General features: G+C 62.7%; 13 protein-coding genes and 2 pseudogenes. 12 read left to right on the top strand and 3 right to left on the bottom strand.

Features of this window, described 5'->3' with window-relative positions:
- Positions 1-5 precede the first annotated feature (5 nt).
- The 12 genes and pseudogenes from IMW82_RS14420 (at position 6) to IMW82_RS14470 (ending at position 11,334) form a co-directional block, all read left to right on the top strand.
- Entirely contained in the window at positions 6-2,528 is a 2,523-nt protein-coding gene (locus IMW82_RS14420; RefSeq protein ID WP_211005035.1) for an arsenate reductase (azurin) large subunit, read from the top strand.
- A 246-nt stretch (positions 2,529-2,774) separates the two neighbouring features.
- The gene (locus tag IMW82_RS14425; RefSeq protein WP_211005036.1) at positions 2,775-3,863 is read left to right on the top strand and encodes a porin; all 1,089 of its coding nucleotides are present in this window, start codon (positions 2,775-2,777) and stop codon (positions 3,861-3,863) included.
- Positions 3,864-4,020: 157 nt separating this feature from the next.
- Positions 4,021-5,106, top strand: a complete 1,086-nt coding sequence (gene moaA, locus IMW82_RS14430; RefSeq protein WP_211005037.1) for a GTP 3',8-cyclase MoaA — start codon at positions 4,021-4,023, stop codon at positions 5,104-5,106.
- Positions 5,107-5,436: 330 nt separating this feature from the next.
- Entirely contained in the window at positions 5,437-5,937 is a 501-nt protein-coding gene (gene moaC / locus IMW82_RS14435) for a cyclic pyranopterin monophosphate synthase MoaC (RefSeq protein ID WP_211005100.1), read from the top strand.
- Positions 5,934-6,536 (top strand): NTP transferase domain-containing protein, encoded by a 603-nt coding sequence (locus tag IMW82_RS14440; protein WP_211005038.1) that lies wholly within the window; start codon positions 5,934-5,936, stop codon positions 6,534-6,536. The genes moaC and IMW82_RS14440 overlap by 4 nt, the downstream gene beginning before the upstream one ends.
- Positions 6,533-6,775 carry a MoaD/ThiS family protein gene (locus tag IMW82_RS14445; protein ID WP_211005039.1) on the top strand — a complete coding sequence of 81 codons (243 nt, stop codon included), beginning with the start codon at positions 6,533-6,535 and terminating at the stop codon, positions 6,773-6,775. The genes IMW82_RS14440 and IMW82_RS14445 overlap by 4 nt, the downstream gene beginning before the upstream one ends.
- Positions 6,772-8,439: a ThiF family adenylyltransferase gene (locus IMW82_RS14450; protein ID WP_211005040.1), complete on the top strand. Its 1,668-nt coding sequence runs from the start codon at positions 6,772-6,774 to the stop codon at positions 8,437-8,439. The genes IMW82_RS14445 and IMW82_RS14450 overlap by 4 nt, the downstream gene beginning before the upstream one ends.
- Before the next feature lie 34 nt (positions 8,440-8,473).
- Positions 8,474-9,739, top strand: a complete 1,266-nt coding sequence (locus IMW82_RS14455) for a molybdopterin molybdotransferase MoeA (protein ID WP_211005041.1) — start codon at positions 8,474-8,476, stop codon at positions 9,737-9,739.
- A gap of 25 nt (positions 9,740-9,764) precedes the next feature.
- On the top strand, positions 9,765-10,130 hold the full coding sequence (locus IMW82_RS14460; RefSeq protein WP_211005042.1) for a hypothetical protein: 366 nt from the start codon (positions 9,765-9,767) through the stop codon (positions 10,128-10,130).
- Between the two features lie 28 nt (positions 10,131-10,158).
- Positions 10,159-10,656, top strand: a pseudogene (locus IMW82_RS14465) (transposase); the annotation flags it as partial.
- A 33-nt stretch (positions 10,657-10,689) separates the two neighbouring features.
- Positions 10,690-10,836: a hypothetical protein gene (locus IMW82_RS17875; protein ID WP_244754348.1), complete on the top strand. Its 147-nt coding sequence runs from the start codon at positions 10,690-10,692 to the stop codon at positions 10,834-10,836.
- A gap of 273 nt (positions 10,837-11,109) precedes the next feature.
- Entirely contained in the window at positions 11,110-11,334 is a 225-nt protein-coding gene (locus tag IMW82_RS14470) for a hypothetical protein (RefSeq protein ID WP_211005043.1), read from the top strand.
- 79 nt (positions 11,335-11,413) lie between these two features.
- Here IMW82_RS14470 and IMW82_RS14475 read toward each other — a convergent pair whose 3' ends face one another.
- The 3 genes and pseudogenes from IMW82_RS14475 to istA all read right to left on the bottom strand — a co-directional run bounded on the left by IMW82_RS14475 (position 11,414) and on the right by istA (position 14,988).
- Entirely contained in the window at positions 11,414-12,676 is a 1,263-nt protein-coding gene (locus tag IMW82_RS14475) for an arsenic transporter (protein WP_211005044.1), read from the bottom strand.
- Positions 12,673-13,500: an IS21-like element helper ATPase IstB gene (gene istB, locus IMW82_RS14480; protein WP_211005045.1), complete on the bottom strand. Its 828-nt coding sequence runs from the start codon at positions 13,498-13,500 to the stop codon at positions 12,673-12,675. Before istB ends, IMW82_RS14475 begins: the two co-directional genes overlap by 4 nt.
- Positions 13,493-14,988, bottom strand: a pseudogene (gene istA / locus IMW82_RS14485) (IS21 family transposase). Before istA ends, istB begins: the two are co-directional and overlap by 8 nt.
- Positions 14,989-15,018: the final 30 nt, after the last annotated feature.

Genomic DNA, 15,018 nt, shown 5'->3' on the forward strand with positions numbered 1-15,018 from the left:
TACACATGTCGCAATTCAAGGATCGCATCGCCCTGCCGCCGGCGAATGCGCAAAAAACCAACATGACCTGTCACTTCTGCATTGTTGGCTGTGGCTATCACGTCTACAAATGGGATGCCGACAAAGAGGGCGGAAGAGCTCCTAACAAGAACGCACTGGGGCTCGACTTTCGAACCCAAGTGCCACCAATGCAGACGTGCATGACTCCGGCCATGACCAATGTGTTAACGGACAAAGATGGCACGCGCCACAATGTAATGATCGTTCCGGATGCCCAATGCGTGGTAAACAAGGGGCTCAGTTCGACGCGCGGCGGCAAGATGGCGTCGTATTACTACAATGCCGACGGCCTCACCAAGGAGCGACTGCTCAGCCCTCGCATTTACTATGGCGACCAGTGGCTGGATCTCTCATGGGAATACGCGCTGCAGGTATACGCAGGGCTGACCAAAAAGATTCTCGACAAGGATGGCCCGGAAGCCGTCATGTTCAGCGTGTTCGATCACGGCGGCGCCGGTGGCGGGTTCGAAAACACCTGGGGCACCGGAAAGCTGATCTTTTCCGCCATCCAGACGCCGACGGTACGAATTCACAATCGTCCCGCCTACAACTCCGAGTGCTTCGGCAATCGTGACATGGGCATCTTCGAGCTCAACAACAGCTACGAGGACGCCGAGGTCGCCGATGTCATCTGGTCCAATGGTAACAACCCCTACGAGAGCCAAACCAATTACTTTCTCGCCCACTGGTTGCCCAATCTGCAAGGCGCAACGCTGGACAAGAAAAAGAAGATGTTTCCGAACGAGCCGGTGGAGGCGGGCAAGTTCATCTTTGTGGACCCTCGCCGTACACCGTCGATCGCCATCAGTGAAAACGTGGCCGCCAAGCAGGTGCTCCATCTGGATCTGCAGCCCGGTACTGATACCGCGCTGTGGAATGGTTTGCTCACTTACGTAGTCGACCAGGGCTGGATCGACCGTGACTTCATCGACAAGCACACCGAGGGCTTCGAGGCTGTGGTTGCGGCCAATCGGATGTCGCTCGACGAGTGCAGCAAGATCACCGGTTTGTCCGTGACCAAGATCAAGCAAGCGGCGGAGTGGAGCTACAAGCCGAAGGCGCCCGGCAAGGCGCCTCGCAGCATGCACGCGTTCGAGAAGGGCGTGATCTGGGGCAACGACAACTACCGCATTGAGCAGGCGATGGGGGCCGTGGTGCTGGCCACGCACAACGTAGGACGGCGCGGCACGGGCTGGGTTCGCATGGGCGGCCATCAGGAGGGTTACGCGCGGCCGGCCTACCCTGAGCCTAAGAGCCGCTTCCCCGCCTCGAGCACACCGATTCCTTCGCACGACAAGCTCGTTGAGGTCGATGACTATGTGATCGCCGGCAAAGGACGCATGCTCACTTACTGGGCCAGCAACAATTTTCAAACCTCCAATAACTCGCAAGGTCTTCGCGAGGCGGTTCTCCGTCGCACCCAAATCGTCAAGCAGGCGATGACCAAGGCGCGAGGCGCGTCGCCGGCCGAGATGGTTGAGGTGATCTACGACGCCACCTCCCGGGGAGGTCTGTTTCTGACCGCCATCAACATCTATCCGACGATGTTGGCGCAGGCGGCGCAAATGCTTTTGCCCGGTGCGATTCCCGGCGAAATGAATCTGACCTCGATGAACGGCGAGCGGCGCATCCGGTTGTCCGAACAGTTCATCGCCCCGCCCGGAGAGGCCATGCCCGACTGTCTGATCGCCGCGCGCATCGCCCAAACCATTGCGGCGATGTATCGAGCCGAAGGCAACCAGAAAATGGCCGAGCGCTTCGCCGGGTTCGACTGGAAAACCCCCGAAGACGCTTTCAACGATGGCTTCCGCCGGGCTGGGCAGCCTGGCGCCGAGCACATCGATAGCCAGGGTGGCCCAACTGGGCATCTTGTCACCTACGAACTGTTGAGGAAGGCCGGCACCAACGGCGTCCAGCTGCCAGTGCAGTCCGTCACCAACGGCAAGATGCTGGGCACGGAGATGCTCTATCTCGACAGCAAGTTTGATACTCCCAATGGCAAAGCCAAGTTCTTTTCAGCCCCATGGAACGGCTTGTTGAAGACGGCCGAAAAGCAGAAGGACAAGCACAGGTTCTGGATCAACAGCGGACGGCTGAACGAGGTATGGCAGACCGCCTACAACAACCAGTACGACCCATTCATCATGCAGCGCTACCCGATGGCTGTGTTGCAGATGAATACCAAAGACATGCAGTCGCTGAACATCAGTCCCACGGACGTGGTCGAGGTCTACAACGATTTCGGCACTACGCTGGCGATGGCCTATCCGGCCGATGAACTGAAGGCGGGTCACACCTTCATGTTATTCGGCTATGTCAACGGGATCGCCGGTGACGTGACCACAACGGCCACCGATGCGCATTTCATCCCTTGGTACAAGGGTGCTTGGGGCAGCATCAAGCGGGTGGGGTCGATGCCGGAGTATGAGCGGACGGTTTCCACCAAGAGTCGCTATTTCATCAGTTGAGAAAAAGTCGCGTGTCGCCGCCTGGAGCGGCGCACATGGTACCTAGCTGCGTTGCGTGGTCGGGGAGATTTCGTCAAGCAGGACATTGTGAGTCGCCGGCGAGCCATGGCGGCGGTCGGCTGTTACGTCCTTTCCGCAAACCCGCCGAGCGCGCGTCTTATCCGGCGGTTGGTGCATCAGTGCGTCGTCTTGTGACGCCATTGATGACGAAACCTATTTCAATACCATTGTAGGGGTGGGGAAATCATGTCAGCTCAAAAGTACAATTGCTTCTTGCGTTGCCGGGCCATCGTCATGTTGGGTGGTGTGATGATGTGTTCCGCCGCGGGTGCGGTGGATCTCAATATTTACGGCGTGGGCCATGCTTCGTATGACAGCATTGACTCTGGCCCTTCGACGAGTGACTACCTGCACAGCAACTCCTCACGCCTTGGATTGAAGGGTGATGAGGATCTCGGTGACGGTCTTTCGGTTTATTTTCAATATGAATCCGGTGTGGATCTCACGGGGAATGGATTCGGTGATGGCAATGGAGGGAATGGTACGGGGGGGCAGATTTTTACCCGCGCGCGGGATTCGTTTCTTGGGCTGAAAAGCGACCAGTACGGCAGTATCCAATTCGGTCGCGTGGGCGGCCTTAACCAGTGGCTCTACGACTACAACCTGTTTGCTGACCAAGTGGGCGATCTGGGCAACATCTGGGGCGGTGACGGCTTGCCTGGACGGCTAAACAACACCATCGAGTATCTCAGTCCTACCTTCAATGGGTTCAGTGCCGATGTCACCTATGCGCCTTCCCAGGGAATGTCCAACCAGAACAGTGTCATCTTCAAGGCCAACTACGCCAGTGGTGCACTGAAGTTAGGTGGTGCCTATGCAAAGTTTGGTAACAGCATGGCGGGCACGCCGGATTACAAGGCCTATGCGCTTACCGGAAGCTACGACTTCGGCCAATTCAATCTAGGCGGAGGCTACCAACGTGAAACGGACATTGGTGGCACGCCGGGCGCAGATCGGGACAAGTTCACCGTGGGTGGCGCCGTGAAAGTGGGTGTCAACGGAACCCTGAAAGCCCAATATGCATGGGCCGGCAAACTGAGTGGCACGCCGAACAGTGCCGCTCATCAAATGGTTGTGGGTTATGACTACAACCTTGGCAAGAGCGCGATGGTATATCTCGCTTATGCACGTACCAGTAATCAGCGTAATACCGCGTACAGCGCCTACGACTATGGTCACGGTAACGAGGGAACGCCTGCGATTCTGGACGGCATGAGTCCGTCGGTGGTTTCTGTCGGATTGGTCTACAAATTCGATGTCGGGCTGTTGAAATAGCCAGTCGTGATAGAGATCAAGTACACCAGAATCATTACAGCGAAACTCAGGGTGTGATAACTTACCGGCGTGGGTGCGCATTGCGGTGCGTCCCCACTGCTCGGGTCATTCTGCCGATCCAGTCAATTAAGCAAATCGAACCGGAAGCTTAATATACGTGCGCACAAGTTCAACTGCCTATGAAGGCGATGGATTACATTACGTTCCGGTTCCGGTTCCGGCGGCCGGGGTTTCGTCGTTCGACCGCTTTGGACGGCCGCTGCATGACCTACGCATCTCGGTGATGGACCGCTGCAATTTCCGCTGTCCGTACTGCATGCCGGAGACGACCTATGGTGAGCACTTCGCGTTTTTGCGCAACGACGAGCGGCTGAGCTTTGATGAGATCGAGCGGCTGTGCCGGCTGGCCGCGCAGCTGGGCGTGAGCAAACTGCGTCTCACCGGCGGCGAACCGCTGCTGCGCCCCCGGCTGGCCGAACTGGTGGCGCGCTTGCGCCGCATCGAGGGCATTACCGATCTGGCGATGACTACCAACGGCGTGCTGCTGGCACGCCATGCGGCCGCGCTGCGCGACGCCGGGCTCGACCGCGTGACGGTGAGCCTGGACACGCTCGATCCGGCCTTGTTCCATCGTATGAGTGGCGGCCGCGGCGCGCTCGATGGCGTGCTCGAAGGCATCGCCGCGGCGCAGGCGGCCGGCTTTCCGAATGGCGTCAAGCTCAATACGGTGGTGCAGCGCGGCGTCAACGAACATACCGTGGCCGACCTGGTCGAGCGCTTTCGCGGCACCGGCATCGTGGTGCGTTTCATCGAATACATGGATGTCGGCAACCGCAACGACTGGAGCGCCGAGGCGGTGGTGCCATCGCGCGAGCTGATCGCAGGTATCGACGCGCGCTGGCCGCTTGTCGCGCTGCCGCCGAAGTACGAGGGCGAGGTTGCCACGCGCTATCGCTTCGGCGACGGCGCCGGCGAGATAGGGGTGATTTCCTCGGTCAGCGAGCCGTTCTGCGGCGGCTGCTCGCGGGCGCGGCTGTCCTCGGAAGGCACGCTCTACACCTGCCTGTTCGCCACCCGGGGCACCGATCTGCGCGGCCCGTTGCGAGAGGGCGCCAGCGACGACACGCTGCTCGAACAGCTGCGCAAGGTATGGCTGCGTCGCGCAGACCGCTACAGCGAGGAACGGGCGCAGAGCCGCCAGCGCTCGCGCCGCAAGATCGAAATGCATTACATCGGAGGTTAAAAAACTACGCCGTCATCCTGATCACTTCAAAGATGCGCAGCGGATCCACGATCTCCAGGTCAGTGTCGCCGGGAGATGGGCCTGATGAGTGTCGAAGGCGAGTTCCCCCCTGTTCTTCCGTGTGCAAGGTGCCGGACAAGATCGAGGGGACTCCAGCCAGCACCTCGGTGTCGCTCGCTCAAGGAACGACGTGCGAAAAAGGAAGGGAGATCTGGCCACAGCCCGCTCTCGGCTCTCATCAGAAACATGACACTACCCGCTCCAACAAATGAGCGCACTAGGATGCGTCGGGCCATCCACTTGACGCGGCGCCATCGACAGAGACAACAGATGACCGATCCACAAACCATGCTTTCCCATGTCGATGATGCGAATCAGCCGCGCATGGTGGACGTCGGCGCCAAGCCGCCCACCCAGCGTACCTCGCAGGCGCGCGCGAGGGTGACGTTTCCCGCCGAAGTCGCGGCCGCGCTGCATGCGGCCGGCTACGTCACGCCCAAGGGCGCGGTGCTTACTGTGGCGAACATCGCCGGCGTGATGGGGGCCAAGGCCACCTCGCAGCTGATTCCGCTGTGCCATGCGCTGAGCCTTGACCGCTGCGAGATAGCCATCCATATGGAAGGCGCAGACGCGCTGATCGTATGCACCGTCTCCTGTCGCGGCAGCACCGGCGTGGAGATGGAGGCGCTCACCGGTGCCAGCATCGCAGCGCTGACCATCTACGACATGTGCAAGGCCATGTCGCACGCCATCGTCATCGCCGAGATTCGGCTGCTGAAAAAGACCGGCGGCAAGCGCGATATCGACACTACGGTGCAGGCGCAGCCATGACTGCACAGCGTGCGCCGCCCATCTATGGCCTGCTGCTTTCCGGCGGCGCCAGCCGGCGCATGCAGCGCGACAAGGCGCGGATCGAATACGGCGGCGAACCGCAGCTGCTGCGCGCCTGGCGGTTGCTGGAGGCGGTTACCGCGCGCTCCTTCGTGTCGGTACGCGACGCCCAGCTCGGCGATCCACTGCGCTCAGGCCTGCCGCAGATCGTGGATAGCCATGACGCGATTGGTCCGGCGGCCGGCATTCTTTCGGCGCAGGCGGTCAATTCCCGGGTCGCCTGGCTGGTGATCGCCTGTGATCTGCCGCTGCTCGATGAAACCACGCTGCGCATGCTCATCGATGCCCGCGATCCGACCGATGACGCCACCGCATATGCCAGCCGCCACGACGGCCTGCCCGAACCGCTGTGCGCGCTGTGGGAACCGTCAATCCACGCGTTGCTGAAGCGACGGGTCGAAGCTGGCAGCTTCAGTCCGCGCAAGGCCTTGATCGAAGCGCGCATCCGGCTGCTGCCTACGCCGGGCGACAAGCTGGACAACATCAACACCCCCGAGGAATTCGAGCAGATGCAACACCACATCGCGCAGCAGTCATGACCACCGTAACCCTGCAGTACTACGCGCAACTGCGCGAGCAGGCCGGCGCCGGCGGCGAACAGCTAACCACTTCGGCGGCCTCGCTGCGCGAGCTGTACGAGGAGCTGCGCACGCGGCATGGGTTCTCGCTGCCGATCGACGCACTCAAGGTTGCGGTCAACGCGCAGTTCAGCGACTGGAGCCGGATCCTGAGCGAAGGCGACACCGTCATTTTCATTCCCCCGGTGGCCGGCGGATGAAGCGCTTCAGCCTGGCCGGCGAAGCGGTCGATCTCGCGCAGTTGCACGCCGCGCTGCAGCATCCGGGCAGCGGCGGTTTTTGCGCGTTCGAAGGCTGGGTGCGCGACAGCAACGATGGACGCGAAGTCAGCGGCCTGGAGTACGAGGCCTATGCCGAGTTGGCGATCATCGAAGGCGAGCGCATCATCGAGGAGGCCGTTGCGCGTTACGGCGTGATCGCGGCGCATTGCGTGCATCGCACCGGCGACCTGCAAATCGGCGAGCTGGCCGTGTGGATCGGGGTGTCCTCCGCGCATCGCGACGAGGCGTTCCGCGCCTGCCGCTACGTCATCGACGAGATTAAGCACCGCCTGCCGATCTGGAAGAAGGAGCACTATCTCACCGGCGACACCGCCTGGGTCGCCTGCTCTCACACCGAGCGCGCGCACGAGCACGATCCGCCGCTTGGACATGCACATGCACGCGGGCACGACCACGAGCTGCCACATCGGCAAGCGCACCAGCATCCTCTGCTCCATCACGACCATCAACACACAGCCGCAGTTTCCCTCGGGCGAGAAGCGCAGGTCGCTACGACCTTCACCCCGGACTACTCGCGCCAGACCCGCCTGCGCGAGATGGGCGAAGCCGGTCAGGCCAGACTGGCCGCCGCCCGCGTGCTGGTGATCGGTGCCGGCGGCCTGGGCTGCCCGGTGCTCAGCTATCTGGCCGGCGCCGGCGTCGGCACGCTCGGCATCGTCGACAGCGACCGCCTCGATGCCAGCAACCTGCATCGGCAGACCATGTACGACGCGCGCGACGTCGGCCAGCGCAAGGTGGATCTGGCCGCACGGCGCATTGCCGCGCTCAACCCAAGCGTCGTCGTGCAGACCTATGGTGAGCCGCTGCATGCGGGCAACATCGCGGAGGTGTTTGCACGGTACGACCTGGTGGTGGAATGCACCGACGATCTGGGCAGCCGCTATCTCAGCAACGATGCGGCGGTGTTCACCGGCACGCCGTTGATCCTCGCCAGCGTGTACCAGTACGAAGGCCAGCTGCAGGTCGTCAGCGCGCAACCCGACGCGCCGTGCCTGCGCTGCCTGTGGCCGCAGCCACCGGCGCCCGGCGTGGCCGGTAGCTGCGTCGAGTCCGGCGTGCTCGGCCCGGTGCCCGGCGTGTTGGGCGCCCTGCAGGCCACCGAGGCGCTGAAGCTGCTGCTGGGCCTGCCACGCCCGGCCGATCACGTGCTGCTGCTGATCAACCTGCTCGACTACAGCACCCAGCGCCTGCCGATCGACCCGGCCCAGGGCTGCGCGCTGCACGGCGGCTGCGTCGAGCTGGCGCGTGCCGCCCTCGCGCAGGCGCAGGATACCCGCGACGTGGAGCTGGCCTTCGACCATCTGGACGCCGCGGTCGCCGCTGGTTACGCGCTGGTCGACGTGCGCGAGCCCGATGAAATCGCCGCGCAGCCGCTGCACGTACCGTCGCGGCAGCTGCTTTCCACGCAGATCGCCGCGCGCGCCGCCGAGCTGGCCGAAGGCCGCGTGCTGCTGGTCTGCGCCACCGGCAAGCGCAGCGGTCACGCCGCTCGCACGCTGCGCGGGCAGGGCATGCGTCAGGTCCATTCGCTCAGTGGCGGCCTGGCCGCGCTGCAGCCCGCGCGCGATCGCGTGCCCGGTTGACGCGCGCTCACGCCTGCCCGGTGCGCACCTTGCCATGATCGACTACGTCCAGGCCCTGCAACGCATCCTCGCCCATGCCGCGCCGCTGCCCGCGCAAACCTGCGCGCTGGCCGCATCACCGGGCCGCATCCTGGCCAGCGCGATCCGCAGCCCGATCGCGCTGCCCTCGTTCGACAATGCTGCGATGGACGGCTACGCGCTGCGTACGCGCGAGCCGCTGTCCGCCGGTTCGGAGCACGCGGTGCACGGCTCGCAGGCCGCGGGCGATGGGGCGCGCGCCTCAGCCGCTGGCGCGAGTGAGATCGGCGCGTGGGAAATCATGACCGGCGCGCAGCTGCCCGCCGGACTCGACGCCGTGGTGGCGGTGGAACGCACCGAGCTGCTGGAAGTGCATGTCGATGGCACGCCTGCACGTATCCGCCTGCTCGACCCGCTCGCCGCCGGCGACAACGTGCGCACCACCGGCGCCGACGTGGCCCGCGATGCCACCGTGGTGGTTGCCGGCACCCGCATCGAATCACCGCACCTAATGCTGCTGGCCGCGCTGGGCATGGCGCAGATCGAGGTGGTGCGCTGCCCGCGAGTCGCCATCATCTGCACCGGCAAGGAGTTGCAGAACGATGCCACGCGACCGCTGGAATCCGGCCGCATCCACAGTTCCAACGGCCCCTACCTCGTCGCCGCGCTGGCTGCGGCCGGCGCGCAGGTGTTGTCCTGCGTCACGGTGGACGACACCGCGATCACCTTTGCCGACGCGCTGCAGCACGCGGTCGACGTCGGTACCGACCTGATCATCAGCACCGGCGCGGTGTCGATGGGTCGCTACGACTTCGTGCCCGACACCCTGCGCCGCTGCGACGCGCAGCTGCTGTTCCACCACGTGGCGATCCGGCCCGGCAAACCGCTGCTGTGCGCCACGCTGGCCAATGGCCCGTTGATCCTGGCGCTGCCCGGCACGCCAATGGCCGTCGCCGTCGGCGTGCGCTTCTTCGTCGCGCCCGTGCTGCGTGCCATGGCCGGGCAGGGCAGCGAACCGACCCTGCATGCCGTGCTCGACATGCCTTGGCAACCCAAGCCCGGCCTGCGCCATTTCCTGCGTGCCAGCCTGCATCTGGATTTAGATGGCTATCTGCACGCCGCGGTGCCAAGCCAGCAGCAACCGTTCCTCATCCGGCCGTTTGCCGAGGCCGATGCATGGGTGGTGCTGCCCGAAGACGCGGGTGATTGCGCTGCCGGCACGCGTGTCGAAATCGTCAGCCTCGAACCTGGCCTGCCGCCACGTATCCGCTCACCGCACTGATCCACCCACGCCACGGAGCGCCGCCATGAAACTGCAGATCGAAGGCCAGAAGCTGCGGGTACGTGTTGACGAGGACGAGCTGGCGCAGCTGCTGGCGCGACAGACGGTCGAGGCACGAACGCAGTTTGCGGATGCGTTCGCCATAGGCTTTGCGTTTCGGTTGACGTCCGACGCTGAGGCCACATTCGCTGGGCAGGCCGAGGCTTGGCAGATCGGTTTGCCGGAAGCGACCGTCCGCGAACATGCGGCACGTCTGCCCACGCGCGAAGGGCTTCGCTTCACGCTTGTGGGAAAAGGTGGCGATGAGGCGCTGGAGCTCCTGTTTGATGTGGATGTGCGGGACAGCGTGAAACGGCGCAGATCATTCTATTCCCCGCATGAGCCATCATAGCGACTGGCCTCCAGGAAGCGCATCCTCGATGAAGCAGCGTTCGTTTGCATCATTGAGTTTCGAGTCAAAGAAGAAGCGGAGGCGTCGTGGGTGGTTCCTTGGTGAGATTGGGCAAGGTTGTGCCGTGAGCGGCATTGCTGGCGTAGATTGAGCCACGCTATCCCACTTCCGCTCGCCGCGGTTGGCCTCCGATGCCTGCGGCGACGAAGCTGCGGATCCACTGCATTCAGCAGTGGTATGCATTGAGCGACCCAGCCATGGAGGATGCGTTGTACAAGATCGATTCGATGCGTCGATTCGCCGGACTGGAGTTGAACGAGGACGCGATCCCGGACGAGACAACGATCCTGAAGTTCCGCCGATTCCTGGAGCAGCACGGCCTGGCGGTGAAGATGCTCGCAGCGCTCAATGCGCATTTGGGCCCGCAAGGGCTGTTGCTGCGGCAAGGTATGATCATTGATGCCACGATCGTCGAGGCACCTCATCGACCAAGAACCGGGCAAAGCAGCCCGATCCGGATATGCGGTAGACGAAGAAAAGCCAGCAGCGGTACTTCGCCATGAAGGCGCGCATCGGGGTGGATGTGGAATTGGGACCGGTGCACACAGCAGCACTGGTGCTGGTGGTGTCGCAGTTGCTGGGCGTATCGGGCCGATCGAGTCTGGCGCGTGCTGAATCATTACGTGATACAGGTGCGTGCGCGTGAGGACTACTCAGCGGTGTGCCCGATCCAGTGCCGACGAGCGCAGTGCGCGCTGCGGGTATCGCTACGCGACGATGACGGCCAAGCAGTTCGCCCAGATGCACTGGCTGCAGCACTCGGGATTGAAGACGGCGGCGTACGTGGCGGATCAAGGAACGGATGCGCGCGGTGTTTTCGTAAAGCACCGGTCGAACGGCCGCCGAGGTGCTGCGTCCGGGCTGGATCGGTTGTGTCAGTCGCTGCCAATTCGCTCCCTTCAAATGACTTGCAAGGACGGTGAAGAAGTATCTGGCCGGCGTCCTCGAACACTTCCGCTTCCGGTTGAACAACGACTTTGCCGAAGCGATCTCCGGCTGCGTCCAAGCGGACAAGGCGCGAGCCGAGGGCTATGGCTCCGACGCGCATTTGATCACCATCAGCTATCTGGTCTGCACCAAGCTCAAGCACTTGCCGAAGAACCGTGACAAGAACATCCCCTTTTGCTCTGCTCCACCAACGTGATGAGCCGTCTTGTCTATGGCAAAGCGGTGTCCTAGAAGTGACAGCGTAAACAAACACTTCGGACTGATTCCCGCACTCATCACGGGAGACTCAGGCGTAGTGCCAGCGCCGCCAGCGAGACGAGCAGTACCGGGAGCGTCAAAACGATACCGACCCTGAAGTAATAGCCCCAGGTGATCCGGATGTTTTTGCGTGCCAGGACGTGCAGCCAAAGCAGCGTGGCCAAGCTACCGATGGGGGTAAATTTCGGACCCAAGTCGCTGCCAATGACATTGGCGTAGATCATCGCCTGGCGCACGGCGCCTTCGGCATGGCTGGCATCAATGGACAACGCGCCGACCAGCACAGTCGGCATGTTGTTCATCACCGAGGAGAGGAATGCTGTGAGAATCCCCGTGCCAAACGCCGCGCCCCAGACACCGTGGTTGGCGAAAACATTGAGCAGGTCCGCCAGATACCCAGTGATCCCGGCGTTGCGCAGGCTGTACACCACCAGATACATCCCCAGCGAGAAGATGACGATCTGCCAGGGCGCTTCGCGCAACACCTTCCGGGTGCTGATGACATGGCCGCGCGCAGCCACGCCGAGGAGAAGCAGCGCACCGAAGACCGCGACGGCGCTGACCGGCACACCCAGCGGTTCAAGACCAAAGTACCCGAGCAGCAGGAGCGCCAGCACCACCCACCCGATGCGGAACGTGGCAGGATCGAGAATTGCTGCATTTGGATGTTTGAGCAAAGCCATGTCGTAGCGTATCGGGAGACTGGAGCGAAAATAGAGTAAAAGCACGACCAAGCTGGCGGCGATCGCGGCGATATCCACCGGGACCATGATCGCGGCATATTCGTTGAAGCCGATGTTGAAGAAATTGGCCGAGACGATGTTGACCAGGTTGGACACCATCAACGGCAGGCTGGACGTATCGGCGATGAAGCCGGCGGCCATGACGAAAGCCAGTGTCGTCGCCGGACTGAACCCGAGCGCCAGCAGCATCGCTACCACGATCGGCGTCAGAATCAGCGCTGCGCCGTCATTGGCGAACAAGGCCGCCACGGCTGCGCCCAGCAGGATCAGGAAGACGAAGAGTCCGCGTCCGTTGCCGCGACCCCAACGTGCCACACGCAGCGCCGCCCACTCAAAAAAACCGGCTTCATCGAGCAACAGGCTGATGATGATGGTGGCAACGAAAGTAATGGTGGCGTTCCAAACGATGTGCCAAACCGCCGGAATTGTTGGCGCTCGTTCAAAACTGACCAGCCGTGCTCGTTGAAAATTGACCAGGGCAAGAAGGCCGAGGGAAGGTCCCTCGGCTGTGGATAAGTATAGGTTGCTGACACTCAAAACGGATCGATGGCCTCATCGGTTCCGACGGTGTCGACGTTGATGTCGCGCTGCTCGCGTGTCCGCTCGCGCGAGCTGATTTTCGCCTTGGCGGTGGCGCTGCTGTGGCGGAAACGATAGGACGCGTTGCCGGTTTCCACGATATGGCAGTGATGGGTCAGCCGGTCGAGCAAGGCGGTGGTCAGCTTGGCATCACCAAAAACACTGGCCCATTCGGAGAACGTCAGGTTGGTGGTGATAATGACGCTGGTGTGCTCGTAAAGCTTGGACAGGAGATGGAAGAGCAAGGCGCCGCCGGCCTGCGAGAACGGCAGATAGCCAAGCTCATCCAGGATCACCAGATCCATGCGCATCAGCGTATAGGCCAACCGGCCCTGCTTTCCGGCGGCCTTCTCCAGTTCCAAGGTGTTGACCAGTTCGACCGTGGAGTAGAAGCGCACGCGCTTGCCGTGCTGCTGGATGGCAGTGACGCCCAGCGCGGTGGCGAGATGCGTTTTGCCCGTGCCGGTGCCGCCGACCAGCACGACGTTGTGGGCGGTGTCGGTGAAGACGAGGGTGGCGAGCTGACGCACGATCGCCTCGTCGACCTTGGCGCTGGCGAAGTCGAAGCTGGCCAGATCCCGGTGGATCGGGAAGCGTGCGGTATGCATCTGATAGGCGATGGTGCGCAGCGCCTGATAGGTGTGCTCCGCCTGCAGCAGGTGCTCGATCAGCCAGTGTGAGGCTTGCAGGGCAGCGGTGCCGCCTTGCTCAAGCAACTCACCATACGCCTGTGCCATGCCGTGCAACTTGAGCGCCTTCAGGTCGGTGATGATCTCAGTCATGACGCACCTCCACGTGACGCAGCTGGTCGTAACGGTCCGGATCGGCCAGCGGTTCTTCCTGCAATCGCAGCGTGGTATCTGCCGTGAGGCTGGGTGTTTCGCGCAACCGCGCCAGCACGTTGAGTACATGGTCGGCACTGATCGCGCCGGAGGCGATGACCAGCTCGACGGCCACCAGCACCGCCGTCAGTCCGAACGTCGGCACGCACGCCAGCACCTGAGCCATGAGCGATCCCCACCGGGACGGCGCAACAGGGCGAGCTGCAACGTGCGCAACGTGTCCGGCAAGCCACCGAACGGTGCGCCGTTGCGCAACGCGCCGGGTTTGCGCTCGATCAACGGGACGTAGTGAAGCCAGTCGTAAACCGTCTGATCGCGATCCAGAGCGCGGCGATGCTCGGCGACCGCCTGCTGCTCGGCGGTGATCACGACCCGCTCGGGATACAGCCGCACGCTGACGCGATGGCCGGCCAGATGACAGGGTACGGAGTAACGGTTGCGCTTGACCGTCACCAGGCAGGTGCTGGAGACCCGCGCGACGATCTCGACATAACCATCGAAGGAGCTCGGCATCGGCATCAGATGCGGCTGCTCGTGCTCATGCGCTTCGGCGATGCTCATGCCCGGATAGTCCGGGTGAGATGCCGCGGCCCATGCCTGCGGGCAGCGCACGGCCAACCACGCATTGAGCTCGGCAAAGGAGGCAAAGCTCTCGGTCAGCGCCTCTTGCCATAGGCCACGGCGGTTGTCCTGCACGTCCTTCTCGACGCGCCCCTTCTCCCAGCCGGCGGCGACGTTGCAGAACTGGGCATCAATCAGATAGTGCGAACACATCGCCGCGAAGCGCGCGTTGACGATGCGTTCCTTGCCCTTGCCGACCTTGTCCACCGCCGTCTTCATGTTGTCGTAGATGCCGCGCTGGGCCACGCCGCCCAGCCCGGTCAGACAGCGCGTATGGGCATCGAACAGCATCTCGTGGCCTTCGCCCGGGTACGCCGCCAGCCAGAACGCCCGACTCGCACAGAGCTTCATGTGCGCCAGCCGTATCCGGCGGTAGACCCCGCCGATCACGATACCTTCCTCACTCCAGTCGAACTGGTACGCCTCGCCCCACTCAAACGTCAACGGCACGTAGGCCGATCGCGCCGTGACCGTACCGTCCACATGCCGCCAACGCCGAACGTTGACGGTCAGTCGGGAATAACTACCCTCGTACCCTTTGGTCTGAAGCTGGCGAAACAGCACCAGCAGCGTGCGCCGATCCCGCTTGGGGCGATGGGCATCGGTGGCCAAGGCCTGGCGAAGCTCGTCCATATAAGCATCAAGCTTGGTCGATCCGCGCGGCCGGGCGTACTTCAGCTCGCTACGCTCAGGCTCCTTCAACCACTTCTTGATGGTGTTGCGCGACAGGCTCGTCAGGCGTGCAATCTCGTTGATGGGCCGCTTCTCCCGCAGATGCATCCGGCGGACTTTGGCGTACATGCTCATGGTGATCACCTCGTTTCCCTGCTGGTCAAA

This window comes from Rhodanobacter sp. B2A1Ga4 (assembly GCF_018101315.1).
In the GTDB taxonomy this organism is placed as follows: Bacteria; Pseudomonadota; Gammaproteobacteria; order Xanthomonadales; family Rhodanobacteraceae; genus Rhodanobacter; species Rhodanobacter thiooxydans_A.